General features: G+C 52.6%; 14 protein-coding genes. 2 read left to right on the forward strand and 12 right to left on the reverse strand.

The annotated features are described in order from the left end of the window. Position 1: 1 nt before the first annotated feature. The 7 genes from TRESADRAFT_RS15350 to TRESADRAFT_RS12195 all read right to left on the reverse strand — a co-directional run bounded on the left by TRESADRAFT_RS15350 (position 2) and on the right by TRESADRAFT_RS12195 (position 6,940). The gene (locus tag TRESADRAFT_RS15350; protein WP_002706068.1) at positions 2 to 1,774 is read right to left on the reverse strand and encodes an HD domain-containing phosphohydrolase; all 1,773 of its coding nucleotides are present in this window, start codon (positions 1,772 to 1,774) and stop codon (positions 2 to 4) included. Positions 1,775 to 1,850: 76 nt separating this feature from the next. Next, a complete protein-coding gene (locus tag TRESADRAFT_RS16095; RefSeq protein ID WP_002706069.1) occupies positions 1,851 to 2,021 on the reverse strand; it encodes a hypothetical protein in 171 nt (56 codons plus the stop codon). Between the two features lie 176 nt (positions 2,022 to 2,197). Beyond that, the gene (gene feoB / locus TRESADRAFT_RS12175) at positions 2,198 to 4,564 is read right to left on the reverse strand and encodes a ferrous iron transport protein B (RefSeq protein WP_002706070.1); all 2,367 of its coding nucleotides are present in this window, start codon (positions 4,562 to 4,564) and stop codon (positions 2,198 to 2,200) included. A gap of 5 nt (positions 4,565 to 4,569) precedes the next feature. Further along, entirely contained in the window at positions 4,570 to 4,794 is a 225-nt protein-coding gene (locus TRESADRAFT_RS12180) for a FeoA family protein (protein WP_002706071.1), read from the reverse strand. A 99-nt stretch (positions 4,795 to 4,893) separates the two neighbouring features. Then, the gene (locus TRESADRAFT_RS12185; RefSeq protein WP_002706073.1) at positions 4,894 to 5,103 is read right to left on the reverse strand and encodes a FeoA family protein; all 210 of its coding nucleotides are present in this window, start codon (positions 5,101 to 5,103) and stop codon (positions 4,894 to 4,896) included. Positions 5,104 to 5,433: 330 nt separating this feature from the next. Then, positions 5,434 to 6,294 (reverse strand): flagellin N-terminal helical domain-containing protein, encoded by an 861-nt coding sequence (locus TRESADRAFT_RS12190; protein WP_002706075.1) that lies wholly within the window; start codon positions 6,292 to 6,294, stop codon positions 5,434 to 5,436. Between the two features lie 244 nt (positions 6,295 to 6,538). After that, entirely contained in the window at positions 6,539 to 6,940 is a 402-nt protein-coding gene (locus tag TRESADRAFT_RS12195; protein ID WP_040843078.1) for a hypothetical protein, read from the reverse strand. Positions 6,941 to 7,104: 164 nt separating this feature from the next. Between TRESADRAFT_RS12195 and TRESADRAFT_RS12200 the strand changes: the two genes are divergently transcribed. Beyond that, on the forward strand, positions 7,105 to 8,901 hold the full coding sequence (locus tag TRESADRAFT_RS12200) for a GGDEF domain-containing protein (protein ID WP_002706079.1): 1,797 nt from the start codon (positions 7,105 to 7,107) through the stop codon (positions 8,899 to 8,901). Positions 8,902 to 9,043: 142 nt separating this feature from the next. Next, positions 9,044 to 10,357, forward strand: a complete 1,314-nt coding sequence (gene purD / locus TRESADRAFT_RS12205) for a phosphoribosylamine--glycine ligase (protein ID WP_002706081.1) — start codon at positions 9,044 to 9,046, stop codon at positions 10,355 to 10,357. A gap of 218 nt (positions 10,358 to 10,575) precedes the next feature. Here purD and TRESADRAFT_RS12210 read toward each other — a convergent pair whose 3' ends face one another. From TRESADRAFT_RS12210 to TRESADRAFT_RS12225, 5 genes are all read right to left on the reverse strand, one after another. Next, the gene (locus TRESADRAFT_RS12210; RefSeq protein WP_002706082.1) at positions 10,576 to 11,688 is read right to left on the reverse strand and encodes a hypothetical protein; all 1,113 of its coding nucleotides are present in this window, start codon (positions 11,686 to 11,688) and stop codon (positions 10,576 to 10,578) included. A gap of 483 nt (positions 11,689 to 12,171) precedes the next feature. Beyond that, the gene (locus TRESADRAFT_RS12215; protein WP_002706083.1) at positions 12,172 to 12,897 is read right to left on the reverse strand and encodes a hypothetical protein; all 726 of its coding nucleotides are present in this window, start codon (positions 12,895 to 12,897) and stop codon (positions 12,172 to 12,174) included. A gap of 116 nt (positions 12,898 to 13,013) precedes the next feature. Then, on the reverse strand, positions 13,014 to 13,169 hold the full coding sequence (locus tag TRESADRAFT_RS16325) for a hypothetical protein (RefSeq protein ID WP_002706084.1): 156 nt from the start codon (positions 13,167 to 13,169) through the stop codon (positions 13,014 to 13,016). Positions 13,170 to 13,194: 25 nt separating this feature from the next. Continuing rightward, the gene (locus tag TRESADRAFT_RS12220; protein WP_002706085.1) at positions 13,195 to 13,536 is read right to left on the reverse strand and encodes an RpnC/YadD family protein; all 342 of its coding nucleotides are present in this window, start codon (positions 13,534 to 13,536) and stop codon (positions 13,195 to 13,197) included. A gap of 25 nt (positions 13,537 to 13,561) precedes the next feature. Further along, positions 13,562 to 13,795 carry a hypothetical protein gene (locus TRESADRAFT_RS12225; RefSeq protein ID WP_002706086.1) on the reverse strand — a complete coding sequence of 78 codons (234 nt, stop codon included), beginning with the start codon at positions 13,793 to 13,795 and terminating at the stop codon, positions 13,562 to 13,564. Positions 13,796 to 13,809: the final 14 nt, after the last annotated feature.

Below are 13,809 nucleotides of genomic sequence, written 5' to 3' on the forward strand. Positions count from 1 at the left end.
GTCAGACTTCCTCAAGTTCCTCGACGGTCTCGGCCGGCTCGTCGGACGAGGAAGCGTTCATGCTCTGGCGGCTTTCCATCTTGCGCCGCTCCTCCTGCGCGCGGTGCTCAAGATACGACTCGATTTTCGGCTTCAGGTGCATGAACACATCGACGATGTCGGGATCGAAATGCGTCCCAGCCTCATCCGCAATCATGAGGAACGCTTTCTCGGCGGGAATCGACGGCTTGTACACGCGCCGAGAGACTAGTGCGTCAAAGCAGTCGGCGACCGCGAGGATGCGCGCGCTCAAGGGGATGTTCGAGCCGACGAGGTTGCTCGGATATCCTTTTCCGTCCCACCGCTCGTGATGGAACATCGCCACGTCGAGCGCCATCTGGAACGCGTCCTTGTCGACGACATCCTTGAAAATCTTCCTGATTATCATGCCGCCCTGAATCGTGTGCTGCCTCATGACCTCCATCTCAATCGGGTCGAGCTTGGAATCCTTGAGGAGGATTTTGTCGGGAACCGTAATTTTCCCGATGTCATGGAGCGGCGCGGAATCGCAGATATTCTTCACGAAATCCTTCGTCACGATGCCGGGGAACATCCGCTTGAGGTAGAGCATCTCCGCAATCCACTGCGAATAGACTTTCGTGTTCTTTATGTGCTCGCCCGTGTTACCGTCGCGCTCCTCGATGAGCGTCGCCATTCCTTCGATTACGCACGTCTGCATTGATATGAGCTTGTTCGACTGCTCGATGCTCTCCGCGTTCTTCGCCTCGACTTCCTTCTCAAGGCGCTTTCGCTTGTTGTACGAGACGATGCACGAATACAGGACAAGATAGATGATGATTACGATGCCGATTGCGTTCAGCACGATGCTTTCCATCAGTTTCCCGAAAAGCTCCGAATACGGAACGACGATAACGACGTACCAGTTGCTGATATCGACCTGGCTCGAAAAGACAATCGACCTTTCTTCGCCGAGCATGACATCGAAATGGACGCCCGATTCTGTCGTCTTCTTCGACGATTCGATTATCCGCCCGACGAGCGCGCGGAAGTTCTCATCCACGTTTGCATCCTTGAGGACATGGCGCCCGATAAGACTCGGGTCGCGGTGCGTTATGATGAGAGAGCTTTTGTCGAGGATGAAGCCGACGCCCCTATCGTTCATCGAAATGTCGCGCGCGATTTCCTGAATAGCCTTCATAGAAATGTCGATGCAGATGACGCTCGAATAATCGGAAAGGAGGCGCGACACGGAAACAATCAGCGAGTGCGAAATCGGGTCGATGTACGGTGACGAGATGACGGGCTTTCCGCCGGCACGCACCGCGGAGATGAACCAGTCGTCGTTCTTCGAGAAATAATGCTCGGGAACGTTTTCCTTGAGCCCGTTGACGAATTTTCCGTTGACGATTCCGTGGATGTTCAGGAACGAGCCCGACTCCGAGCTGAGGTTCGCCATCGTCATCGAGCGGATGTATTTTTCTATTGTGCCATCAGGCGCGCCGTTCCCGACCATAAAATCGACCGTGTTGCAGGTCACTGAAAGGACATTGAATCCTTTGAGGAGGAAATTGTTGATTTTCTCGCTGACCTCGTTGACGGTCTTGCTCCCCACAGAGATTGAGTCGGCGCGGGAAATGGAATAGAAAGAAAAGAACGTATAAAGGACGAGGAAAATCAGCGCCGATGCGAGCATCAAGAGCGTGATTACGAACGAGCGGAGGCTGTCCTTTTCGTTTCTTCCGCCCGATTTGTTTTTGGAACACTTTTTAAACATGCGCCATTATATCACCGTTTTCGCCCTATTTGAACAAACAACCGCCATCGAACAGGAGCAAAACGTCACGGAATTGTCAGCGCGGGGATTTGCAATGCGCGCATTTTCCCGATTTGTACGCCGCGCAGCCGCAGCAGCCGACGGGAACCCCGGAATCGCGGGCTTTCTTCTGGTCCTTCATGATGAGATGCACGGCGGCAAAAATCCACGCGGCGATAAAGGCGACGGCTATAGCGTTCGCGACCATAAAAACCTCCATATCATATTTCCCAAAAAAACGCGGGCGGATGATGGATTTTCCGCCCGCGATATCATGTCACACCATGCCGAAAAACAGCCGGACAGGTTACCTCAAAATGCTATCTGCACGTTTTTGAACCCGTCGACCTGAGCGATAACGAAATTATCGAACAGGTCTATTTATTATCTTTTTGAATCGACCTTAGCGTAAGGATTCGGCCTGAAAAGCATGAAGAGAATCGCCGCGATGAAGAGAATCGCCACGACGAGTCCCGCAGTAGAGGCGCCGCCCATGTTTCCGTGGCCCGCAATGACGGAGCCGACCTGGAAAACGCAGAACGTCACAATCCACGCGAAACCGTTCTGGAACAGGATTGCGAACCAGAACCACTTGCGGTTTTTCAGCTCGGAAGCCATCGTCGCGATTGCGGCAAGGCACGGAGAGTCGAGCAGGTTGAAAAGCAGGAAGCAGAATGCCGCGAGCGCGCTCGGGAACCATTCGGCGATGGCGTTGACCGCGTTCATGGCGTTTCCGCCCTCTTCCTCGTCTTCTGCTTCCGCGCCGTCTTCAGCTTCCGCCCCGCCGATGATGTCGCTAACGTTCTCGGCTTCTGCCATCGCGTCAACATCATCCTGCGAAACTCCCGAAAGGACGCCCATCGTTCCGGCAATCGCCTCCTTCGCCGTAAATCCCGCGATAGAGGAAGCCGCAGCCTGCCATCCGCCCTTCTCGTTTCCGAATCCGAGCGGAAGGAACACATAGCGCAGCCCGTTTCCGACCGTTGCCATAAGCGAATATTCCGACGGGTCGGCAAACGCAGACTCAAAACTGTCGCCCGCCTTCTCCGCATCCTCCGCCTCGAAATCCTCGATTATGGAAGCGCACAGACCGAACGAGCCGGAATTGCGCGCCTCGGGATTCTCCGTGTTGACGAACCCGTAGCTTGAAAGGAACCACATGACGAGACATGCGAGGAAAAGGACAGTTCCCGCCTTGATGATATACCCCTTAAGGCGCTCCCACGTGTGGAGAAGAACCGTCTTGAGCTGCGGAAGATGGTACTGCGGAAGCTCCATGATGAAGGGAGCGGCAGAACCGTGGAACGGCTTCGTCTTCTTGAGCATCACCGCAGAAAGAAGGACGGAGCAGATTCCGATGAGATACATGAGCGGCGCAACCCAGCCGCCGTTCGTGCCGGTAAGTTTCGTCGCGACGATTGCCGCAATCATGGCGATTACGGGAAGTTTCGCGCCGCAGGGAATCCATGTCGTCGTGATGATTGTCATGCGGCGGTCGTTCTCGTTCTCAATCGTGCGCGACGCCATGATTCCGGGAACGCCGCAGCCTGTTCCGACGAGGAGCGGGATGAACGATTTTCCCGAAAGCCCGAACTTTCTGAAAACGCGATCCATGACGAACGCGATTCGCACCATGTATCCGACATCCTCCACGATTGAAAGGAGAAAGAAGAGGACGGCCATCTGCGGGACGAACCCGAGAACCGTTCCGACGCCGCCGATTATTCCGTTGACGATGCAGTCCACAAGGACGGCATTCACGCCGACGCCGCCGAGGAATTCGCCGAATTTTCCAATCAGAAGCTCGCCGAAGAGCGTGTCGTTCGTCCAGTCCGTCATGAACGTTCCGACAGTCGAAATCGAAAGGTAATAGACGAACCACATGACGCCGAGGAAAATCGGGATGCCGAGGAATCGGTTCGTGACGACGGAGTCAACCTTGTCGGACGTCGTCATCTTCTTTCCGGATTTCACCACGACATCGCCGAGCAAATCCGTTATGTAATTGTATCGCTCGTTCGTGATTATCGACTCGATGTCGTCGTCGTTTTTCTTCTCAAGCTCCGCCGTGACCGACTCCGCCTTCGCCTTCGCCTCGTCAGTCATGTCGAGTTTTCCGAGAACGACGGAATCGCGCTCGATTACCTTTATCGCGGTCCACCGTTTGAGATTGTGCGCGACAGAGGACGGCAAAAGCTCCATAACGTCGGAAATCGCATTCTCGATTTCGGAAGAGAAGCATTTCTTTATCCCGCCGTCATTCTTCTTCGCCGCATCAACGGCAGCCTGGACAGCCTCCTTGACGCCCCTGTTGTGGAGCGCGACCGTCTCGACGATTTCGATTCCCAGCTTCTCGCCGAGCTTTTTCACGTCGATTTTGTCGCCCGATTTCTTGAGAGAATCGACCATGTTGAGCGCGAGGACGACGGGTTTCCCCAATTCGAGAATCTGCGTCGTCAGATACAAGTTTCTCTCGATGTTCGTGGCATCGACGATGTTTATCACGGAATCAGGCTCATCGCTCGCCAAATAATCGCGGCTGACGATTTCCTCGCTCGTATACGGAGAAAGCGAATATATTCCCGGAAGGTCCGTGACGACGACATCATCGAACCCCTTTGCCTTTCCCTCTTTTTTCTCGACCGTTACGCCAGGCCAGTTTCCGACATACTGTGACGCCCCCGTCAGGGAGTTGAACATCGTCGTCTTTCCGCAGTTCGGATTTCCTGCCAATGCAATCTTTATGCCCATTTTCTTTACGCCTCTATAATTTCAATGTTCTCAGCATCGTCCTTGCGGACGGACAACTCATACCCGCGGATGGTGATTTCGACAGGATCACCTAGCGGAGCTACTTTCCTGACGGAAAACGGGCATCCGTTCGTGAACCCCATGTCCATCAGGCGATGCCTGAGGGCACCTTCGCCATTGAGTTTCTTAACTTTGTAAGAACAGCCAACTTTTGCTTCTCGCAATGTCATTTTTTATATTCCCCCATAAATTAAATACGAACCGACAAAAAAAGCGGAGAATTCCGCCCGAAAAAAACACCGACCCCGCTAAAAGGGTCGGTTCATGAATCAAACCATGATTTTTGATGCCATAGATTTGTCTATGGCAATCCTTGATTCCTTCACTTTGACGATAAGCCCCGTGGAAATTTTCTGGATGACGGTTATTGAAGCACCAGCATTGAATCCGATTTCGTTCAAATGCTGCTTGACATCCAACGAGCCCCCAACATTTTTCACGACGACCTCATCACCAACAGATGCAAACAAAAGCGGCATAGAATGACCTCCTCCCATATATCCAAAAAGTTACCTAAAACTAACTATAGTAATTTACCAATAATGAACATCACTAGTCAATAACATATGTTGCACGCTGATAACAATAAGAGAAAAAAAAATTCAACAACCAGAAGGACAGGAAAACGGGAAGAGCGCGCGGAAAACAAGAAAGCCCGCCGCAAACGGACGAGCTTTTCTTTACAAGGCTAAATCAACAACGTTGATTTTTATAAAATTGTTTTTGGTAGAATTAAAAAAGCACTTCTACCGAAGTGCTTTTTGTGGCTCAAAGCCTTTGTGTCAAAGCACTAAACCGCAGCCTTAAGACTAGCGGAGGAGTGACATGACGTTCTGGCTTGACTGGTTAGCCTGCGCGAGCATAGCCTGTCCAGCCTGAGCGAGAACCTGATTCTTTGTAGAATCAACAACTTCCTTAGCCATATCTGTATCGCGGATGCGAGACTCAGAAGCCTGGAGGTTCTCAGCGCTGTTGTTCAAGCCAGCAACTGTCTTCTCGAGGCGGTTCTGATAAGCACCGAGGTCAGCGCGCTGCTTGTTGATCTTCTTGAGTGCCTCGTCGAGAGTTCCGATAGCGCGGTTAGCTGAATCCGGATCCTCGAGGGAGATGATTTCTTCATTTCCAACAGAGCGAACTCCGAGAGCAGCAGCAGTCATCGTGCCGATGAAAGCCTGGATTCTCTGATCCATGTTGGCACCAACGTGGAACCACATAGAAGAAGTAACGGTGTTCTCACCTGTAGACTGTGCGAAGCGGCCAGTAAGCATGTTCATTCCGTTGAACTGCGCCTGAGAAGCGATGCGGTCAACCTCAGCGACGAGAGCTGAAACCTCGACCTGAATCTGCATCCTGTCCTCATCCGTGTAGATACCGTTAGATGACTGAACGGCAAGTTCGCGGATTCTCTGAACGATGTCAGTTGTCTCCTGGAGGTATCCCTCAGTTGTCTGGATGAAGCTGATGGCGTTCTGAGCGTTCTCTGAAGCCTTGTTCATACCACGAATCTGAGCTCTCATTTTCTCTGAAACTGCGAGTCCAGAAGCGTCGTCTCCAGCACGGTTGATCTTCTCTCCAGAAGAGAGCTTCTCCAAGTTCTTAGAGTGGTTCAACTCCGTGACTCCACCCTGGCGCTGAGCAAACATTGCGCTCATATTGTGATTGATAACCATAAAATATCTCCTTATAAGATTGGTTAATTATCGACAGTTAATAACTGTGCAAGGTCGCACGAACCTTACATATATAATTTCGGCGGCAATGTGCAAAACTTTAAAATTTTTAAATTTATTTTCCAAGAAAAAATTCGGAAAAGGCAAGCGCGGGGCGGCTTCCGAACGATTTTTAAGGAAGGAAACGAATCAAGAGGCATGTCAGAAAGCGGCAGTTTCGGGACAACGGCGCCGGCGGACGGGCCTAATCCCTCGCGCGCGGGGACATGCACTTCGAGCAGCCGAGAATCATGACGTGCTTTTTATTGTCCGCCCTGTTGAAAAGGCGCGCGACAAGCTCGTCGTCAAGGGAAAGCGGCTTCCCGCATACCGGGCATCTCCGCGAAATTCCCGGCATGACGCGCGGGTAGCAGTGCGGACAGCCCTGAACCGTCATCCGCTGGTCGGGCGTCGTCATCGGGCGGAAAATCTTCGAGTGGAGGTTCTCCCCTTTTGAGAGCGGCATCCCGCACACCGGGCACGTCACGAATCCCGGGGCAGGCGGAGCGCTTTCATCCCCCGTTTTTCCCGCTTTCGTGAACCGGCTGAGAATCATGAACGCCAATACGAGAATCGCGATTCCGACAAGAAGAAAGAAATATTCCATAAACAAAAAGATGCGCCTCCACGCGGAGAGGACATACTATCCTCAATCCGTTTTTTTTAGAATCCGGATGCGCGGAAAAAACACCGGGTCACAGCGAAAATTCTAATTTGCCTTATGAAACTATATACCATATAATTTACACCAAAAATCGAAGAAGGATTATTTTGGAGCCATTCAACAGACGAAGAATAAGCGACGTCTCCTTCATAATAGACAAAGACCTGAACGCAAAAGAAGGAAACCGCAGTTTCATGAGGTTGTTCAATGTCACAGACCCCAAAATCTGCATTGCGAATTTCATGAGCGACGCCGACAGCGACACATTCCGACGATTCCTCACGAATTTTCCGTCTCAATACGTTGACGAGGCGGACGGGAATCCTTATTTCATTGCGCGGCTGGAATTCAAAGGGCGCGGCTCGCTCGTATTCGACACGAAACGGAATTCCACGGAGATAACAAGCAAAAACTGCCTCTTCCATGTCGAGAACGCCGAGAACGGGCTGTTCAGGGTGGACGTGAAGGAGCTTGCGTACTCGCGGCAGCTTCTGGACAAGGCGCTACTCCAATCGCGGGAATACAACGCGCTCCTGCAGAACTTCGACGCGAATTATTTCGTCTACAACGGGAAGACGATAATCCTCAAGAACACGCAGGACACGACGTACATCTTCGAGGGACGGCCGGACAAATTCTGGAATTTCTTCGCCGAGTATTTCAAAATCGACAAGACGAACGGCGATTCCGAAAAGCAGTTCTACGCGCTGATTGATGACACAAAGCGGTTCGTCTCGAACAAAATATACAAAATGCTCCAGACCGACTCAAACCTGATTACCGTCCACACGGTGAAAACAAGCACGAGAAGCAAACGGAGCCTCGTCGGAAGCATAACGCTGGGCGACGAGCGCACGCCGATGCACAACGCCTACGCGGAGACGAAGGACGGCCTGACCGACCTCTACAACAAAAAGGCGATTACGGAGCTTGCAATCCAGAAAATCAACGAGCGGAAAACGCCGACGACGCTGATAATAATGGACGTGGACAAATTCAAGGAATGCAACGACACGTTCGGGCACGCGTTCGGGGACAAGGTGCTTTCGGCAGTCGCATCGTGCATAAAGGATTCGATACGGAACGTCGGGATTGCCGGCAGAATCGGCGGCGACGAATTCCTCATCCTGCTCGACAAAACGGACGAGTCCGACATAAGGAACATCGCGCGGAACATCAGAATCGGAATCCAGTGGAGCATAACGGCGGCGGAACCGTCAAGCATCGTCACCTGCTCCATGGGAATAGCGCGCTTTCCCGCGAACGCGAAAAACTACGACGAGCTGTTCAACATCGCGGACAAATGCCTGTACATCGCGAAGGACAAAGGGCGGAACTGCTACATAATCTACAAGCCGGAGCTTCACGACGAGATAATCGTGAACAGGAAGAAGAACGAGAACGCGATTTCAAGCGGCGAATTCCTGAAAAGCGCGGCGAAATCGGAGCGGGAGATAATACGCGCCCTTTCCGGGGAAGGAAAAATCGACACGGCGATAGAGATGCTGCGCTCGTACATGGGCGTGAACAAGATAACGGTGTACGACGAGCATTTTTCGGTGACGCACGAATGCGAGACGCTGACGCAGGAATCGCAGGAAAAACACGGCGATATACGGGCGGAACGGCTCAAGGAACCGAAGGAATATTTCAAATTCTTCAATAAATTCGGTTTTCTGCACCTCGACAACACGAACACGTTCGAGACGCTGGACAAAAAAACGTTCGACATGTACAGGGGCGCGAGCATATCGTCAACGCTCGAAGTGAAATCGGAAAAGTCGCTCATCTGCATGGACCTCTACCATCCCGCGCGGACGTTCCCGAAGGAGAAAATCATTTTCGCCCTCCTCGCCTCGTCGCTCATCTGCGAGCGCATCGAAAAACCTAGCTCCGCCTGCTGACAATCCCCCGCGCTTCGGCCTCGCCCAGCAATAGGGGATGCGGAAACGGGGGGGAACATCGCGGAGAACGGGGACAACTTAATGACAAATTCGCAAAAATCCACCACTATTCTGCAACAAAACAAATTTTCTTGGAGAGAATATGAAAGTTTTAGTCATCGGTTCGGGCGGTCGCGAGCACGCGATTTCCCACAGGCTTGCGCTCAGCAAGAAGGTCGGCGAGGTCATCTGCGTTCCCGGAAACGGGGGGACGGCGCATGAGGAGAAATGCCGGAACGCAGTTCCGCCCGCAGGAATGACGCTCGTCGAAGGCGCTGTCGAAATCGCCAAAAAGGAAGGCGTCGATTTTGCCGTCATCGGACCGGAAGACCCGCTCGCGGACGGAATCGCCGACGCCCTTTGGGACAACGGAATCCCGACAGTCGGCCCGAAAGCGAAGGGCGCCGCGCTCGAGGCTTCGAAAGATTTGTCAAAAGTCTTCATGAAGAAATACGGCGTCGCCTGCGCCGATTCGGAAACTTTCACGGACAAGGAAGCGGCGCTCGCCTACGTCGAGAAAAAAGGCGCTCCGATTGTCATAAAGGCTGACGGCCTTGCCGCCGGAAAAGGCGTCGTCGTCGCGAAGACGAAGGAAGACGCGCTCAAAGCCGTCTGCGACCTCATGGACGGAAACGCAGTCGGCGACGCGGGAAAGAAGCTCGTCATCGAGGAATACCTTCAGGGCGTGGAGATTTCAGTCCTCGCGGCTGTCTCGGTGAAGTCGGGCGACGAGAAGAACGCGACAATCCGCCCGTTCCTTCCCGCCCGCGACCACAAAAGGCTCCTTGACGGCGCGCAGGGGCCGAACACCGGCGGAATGGGAGCCGTCTGCCCGCTTTCCGACGTGACCGCGGAGACGATGGCGCAGTTCGAAGAGAGAATCATGAAGCCGACGCTCAAAGGGCTCGTCGCGGAGGAAATGGATTACCGCGGGTTCATATTCTTCGGGCTGATGATTACGAAGGACGGGCCGAAAGCGCTCGAATACAACGTCAGGCTCGGCGACCCGGAAACGCAGGCCGTCCTCCCGATGATGGACTTCGACTTTGCGGACATGTGCCTCTCGATAATCGACGGCTCGCTCGGTTCGTTCGGCATGAAATGGAAAAGCGGGTTCCAGGTCGCGCCCGTCGTCGTCTCCGGCGGCTATCCGCTCAAATACGCGAAGGGAAAGAAGATTTCGCTCGACGAAAAGAAAATCGCGGAAGCCGGCGCGAAGGTGTTCATCGCCGGTGCCGTCGAAGATTCCGAGGGCGCGCTCGTGACAAGCGGCGGCAGGGTCCTCGCATGCTCCGCGCATGGAGAGACGTTCGACGACGCGTGGAAAAAAGCGTACTCCGCGATTGACGGAATCTCCTTCGAGGGCGCGTTCCACAGGAACGACATCGGACTTCCCGGCGCCGCAGAGTCCAACTGATTCGCGTTTTCCTTCATAAAAAAAGTGCCCTTTTTCCGGGCACTTTTTTTTGCGCCTATGGCATTTTCGCTCCGCCATTCAGAGCTTGTTTCGGAATACCCGGTCGCAAAACGACACGGATGCGTAACCGTGCTTCCTTACGAAAGCCGTTCGGCATCGACAAAAAAAAGGCTTTTCCATGAGGGAAAAGCCTTTTTTGTCAGGAAAAAATTCTCAGACTAGAAGTTGAATTTGAGTCCCGTTCCGACCTGATGTTTTGCCTGATCCTTGTCCGTAGAGATTGAGGCGAAGACGTGAGCCTCGGCACCCTGCGCGGGCTTGAAGTAGAAGGCAGGAACAATTGTGGCGTATGTCTTGTTGACATCTCCGAGTTCCTTCTCGTCCCAGTTTGAAATCGTGACGGTTCCCTCCAGAGAAGCCGCGAAAAGCTCGTTGATGTCGTAGCGGACAGCCGGGTTGATTGTGACGACAAGGTTGTCCTTCTTTCCCGTATTGTCGATGTCGCGGTCGTTGAGGAACTGGTAAGAAGCAAGTCCGAGCGTGAGGTTCTCGATTCCAGTGTACTCGACCTGCTCGACGAACGTGAGCTGGGCGTCATAGAGGAATCCGTCATCTCCGTCAGAAAGGGCGTCGAGCGCGTCGTCAGAAGCGTAAGAAGCCTCAAGAGCGATGAGCAAATCCTTCACAGCAGTGACGTTGACGTTTCCGTACAAAGCGCCGGCGAACTCGTATGCGGCAGCGACGGAGAACTGGTCGTTCGCATATTTCGCTCCGGCATACGCGGCGTTCTTGCTCGCGCGGTGAGCCTCCTTATCTCCAACTGTTACATCGTCAAGATAATCGACGACGGCACCGCCACCGATTACGAGGCCGTCAACAGGAGCGACTCCCGCGAAGAAGCCTGAGTTTCCGTCGAGGAAAGAGAATCCTTCCCAACCGTCAGAACCGATGTAGTTGTCCTGAATTTTTCCGGCGGCCATGATGACCTTTCCGTCGAAGCCCTTGAAATACACGTTCGCATACTTTACCGCAGCGATGTTCCAGCTCTCAGCCGCGCCCGTGTACTGAAGGCGGACGAATGCTCCCGCCGTGTCGTCGGCGTTTGACCATCCGAGGTTGAGACGGCTGCGAGTGTTTCCGCCGAAGTAGTCACCTGCTAGCCATTTTACGGTAGAAGCCTCAGCAGTGTCGCCCTTTCCGTCCGCGTCCGTGTCGAGCGCGTCGATTGTATTGCTCCAGCCGGCCCTCAAAAAGCCGCTGAGCTTGAAACCTTCCGCAAATGAAGACGAAGCAAGCGCGATTCCCGCCAATGCCAGTGCGATTTTTTTCATTTTAAATCTCCTTGTTTTTTTTTCATGCCCCTTTTCAGGGCAGTGTGATTTTTTTATGGGGACAGGAACGTAACCTTTTACGGCAAAGATTGTTCTGCCGCCTCCTAAAAAATTACGCGTATATATATGAAAAAAATGGAATTTTAGTCAATGGATTTTTTGCGCCTTTTTTCTCAATATCGCAAAAAAACAGGTTCAATTTGAAAAATATCGCGACGCAAAACAGCATCAGGCACCCGCCGCGACGCATTTTATGGAAGAATCAGACATTTTTTACAAGATTTTGACACCACGCGCCCCCGCCATCACCCGTTTCTCATGCGCGTTTTTTTTCAGAAACGGGATTTTCCAACATGCCAAGAACAACCATTCCGAGGGAAAACCGTCAGTCCGAACTTGTTCCGGAATTTACGTTCGCCAAACGACGCGGACGCTGAAACATGCTTCCTTGCGAAAAACGTTCAGCATGGAGGAATGGACGGGCTACAGGTATTCCATGATGAATTTCTTGATGACGGTTTCGATTGTGGGCTTGAAAAGCTCGACGAATTCGTCCTTGTCGTATTTGCTGTCGTACATCCCGTGGATTTTGACGCGCTCTGCAGACTCCGCGACGAAATCATGCGTGACGACGTTCTTTCCGGAGGCGTCGAACAGGCGGATTTTCATCTTGACGACGGCGACGACTTCCTTTTTTTCGGTGCGCTTGTCGAATTCGAATTCGGCGGAGACAAGCCCCTTCGCGCCGGTTTCTTCCATAAGAAGGCGGGCTTTTTTCGCGCCGAGCGCGAGCATGCCTTCTTCGTAGCCCGTCGCGGCGATGTTCGTGTTCATGAACGACAGGACGTTCATATTCGCGTATTTGTACGAATCGCAGCCGGCGACCGTCTCCATGTCAATCACCTCGATTCCCGCCAAATCCTCAAGGAGATGCCGGAGCGCATCCGCCGCGAAGTCGACCCTGTCCTGCGCCGTAACAATCTCGGGGTTCTTCCCGTCAAGCGCTTTGTTTATCGCGTTCGACAGAACGCCGCCCGCGTCCTCGTCCGTCTCGTTGTTGGAGTCCACTCTCAGGACGGTCGGGTTTCCCTCCACGCCGATGATTGCAATCGGCGAGAAATCGGAAATAGACGTACGCGTCGTCGAGGCGCAGCCCGTGATAACCGCCGGAATGACGAGCGACAATGCCAGAAGTGCTATTCTTTTCATATTTTTTCCTCATTTTTGTTACGAAAATTGCCGCATGATACCACAAATCACCGAGAATTTCTCCGGCAAACGATAAGCGAACTCACAGAGAGCGAGGACACAAACACCCGGAATTTTCATTTTTCCGAACAAAGGAGCGCCCCACCGAGGAAGCCCGCCATCGCAAAAAAGTCACTGAGAATTTTCAAAAAGTCACTGACTTTTTCAGCAAAAGTTACTGAGAATTTTTCCTGTCGTATTTTGGCGGCAGGGCTATGGCTCTTTGCCTGCATAAGCCCTGCCTCCTTGCTGGTGAGATTAAAGGCTCTGCAGTTCCGTTTCTGACAGCCCGGTCAGTTTAGAAATCTGCTCTAAAGGTATTCCAGTGGAGAGCATATTTTTTGCTACTTGTGTTATTCCCTGTTGTATTCCCTGTGTTATTCCCTGTGTCATTCCCTGAACAATTCCCTGTTGCAATCCCTGGGCAATTCCCTGTTGCAATCCCTGAGCAATTCCCTGTTGCAATCCTTGGGCAATTCCCTGCTGCATTGCGGCGTTGAGACCGGAGCGGATGTCGCGCTCAAAAGATTCCTGCTTCCACTGTGCTATCCATAGCTCTTTGTTCTTGCTGATGTTCGAAAGCGATTTCTTTGCCTGCATAAGCCCGTCCTCCTTGCTGGTGAGATTAGAGGCTCTGTATTTCAGCTGTTGAGAGCCCGGTCAGTTTTGAAATCTGCTCTAATGGTATTCCAGTGGAGAGCATATTTTTTGCCACTTGTGTTATTCCCTGTTGTATTCCCTGCTGCATTGCGGCGTTGAGACCGGAGCGGATGTCGCGCTCAAAAGATTCTTGTTTCCACTGCGCAATCCATAGCTCTTTGTTTTTGCTGATGTTCGAAAGCGATTTCTTTGCCTGCATAAGCCCGTCCTCCT

Origin of the sequence: Treponema saccharophilum DSM 2985 (assembly GCF_000255555.1) — a bacterium.
In the GTDB taxonomy this organism is placed as follows: domain Bacteria; phylum Spirochaetota; class Spirochaetia; order Treponematales; family Treponemataceae; genus Treponema_D; species Treponema_D saccharophilum.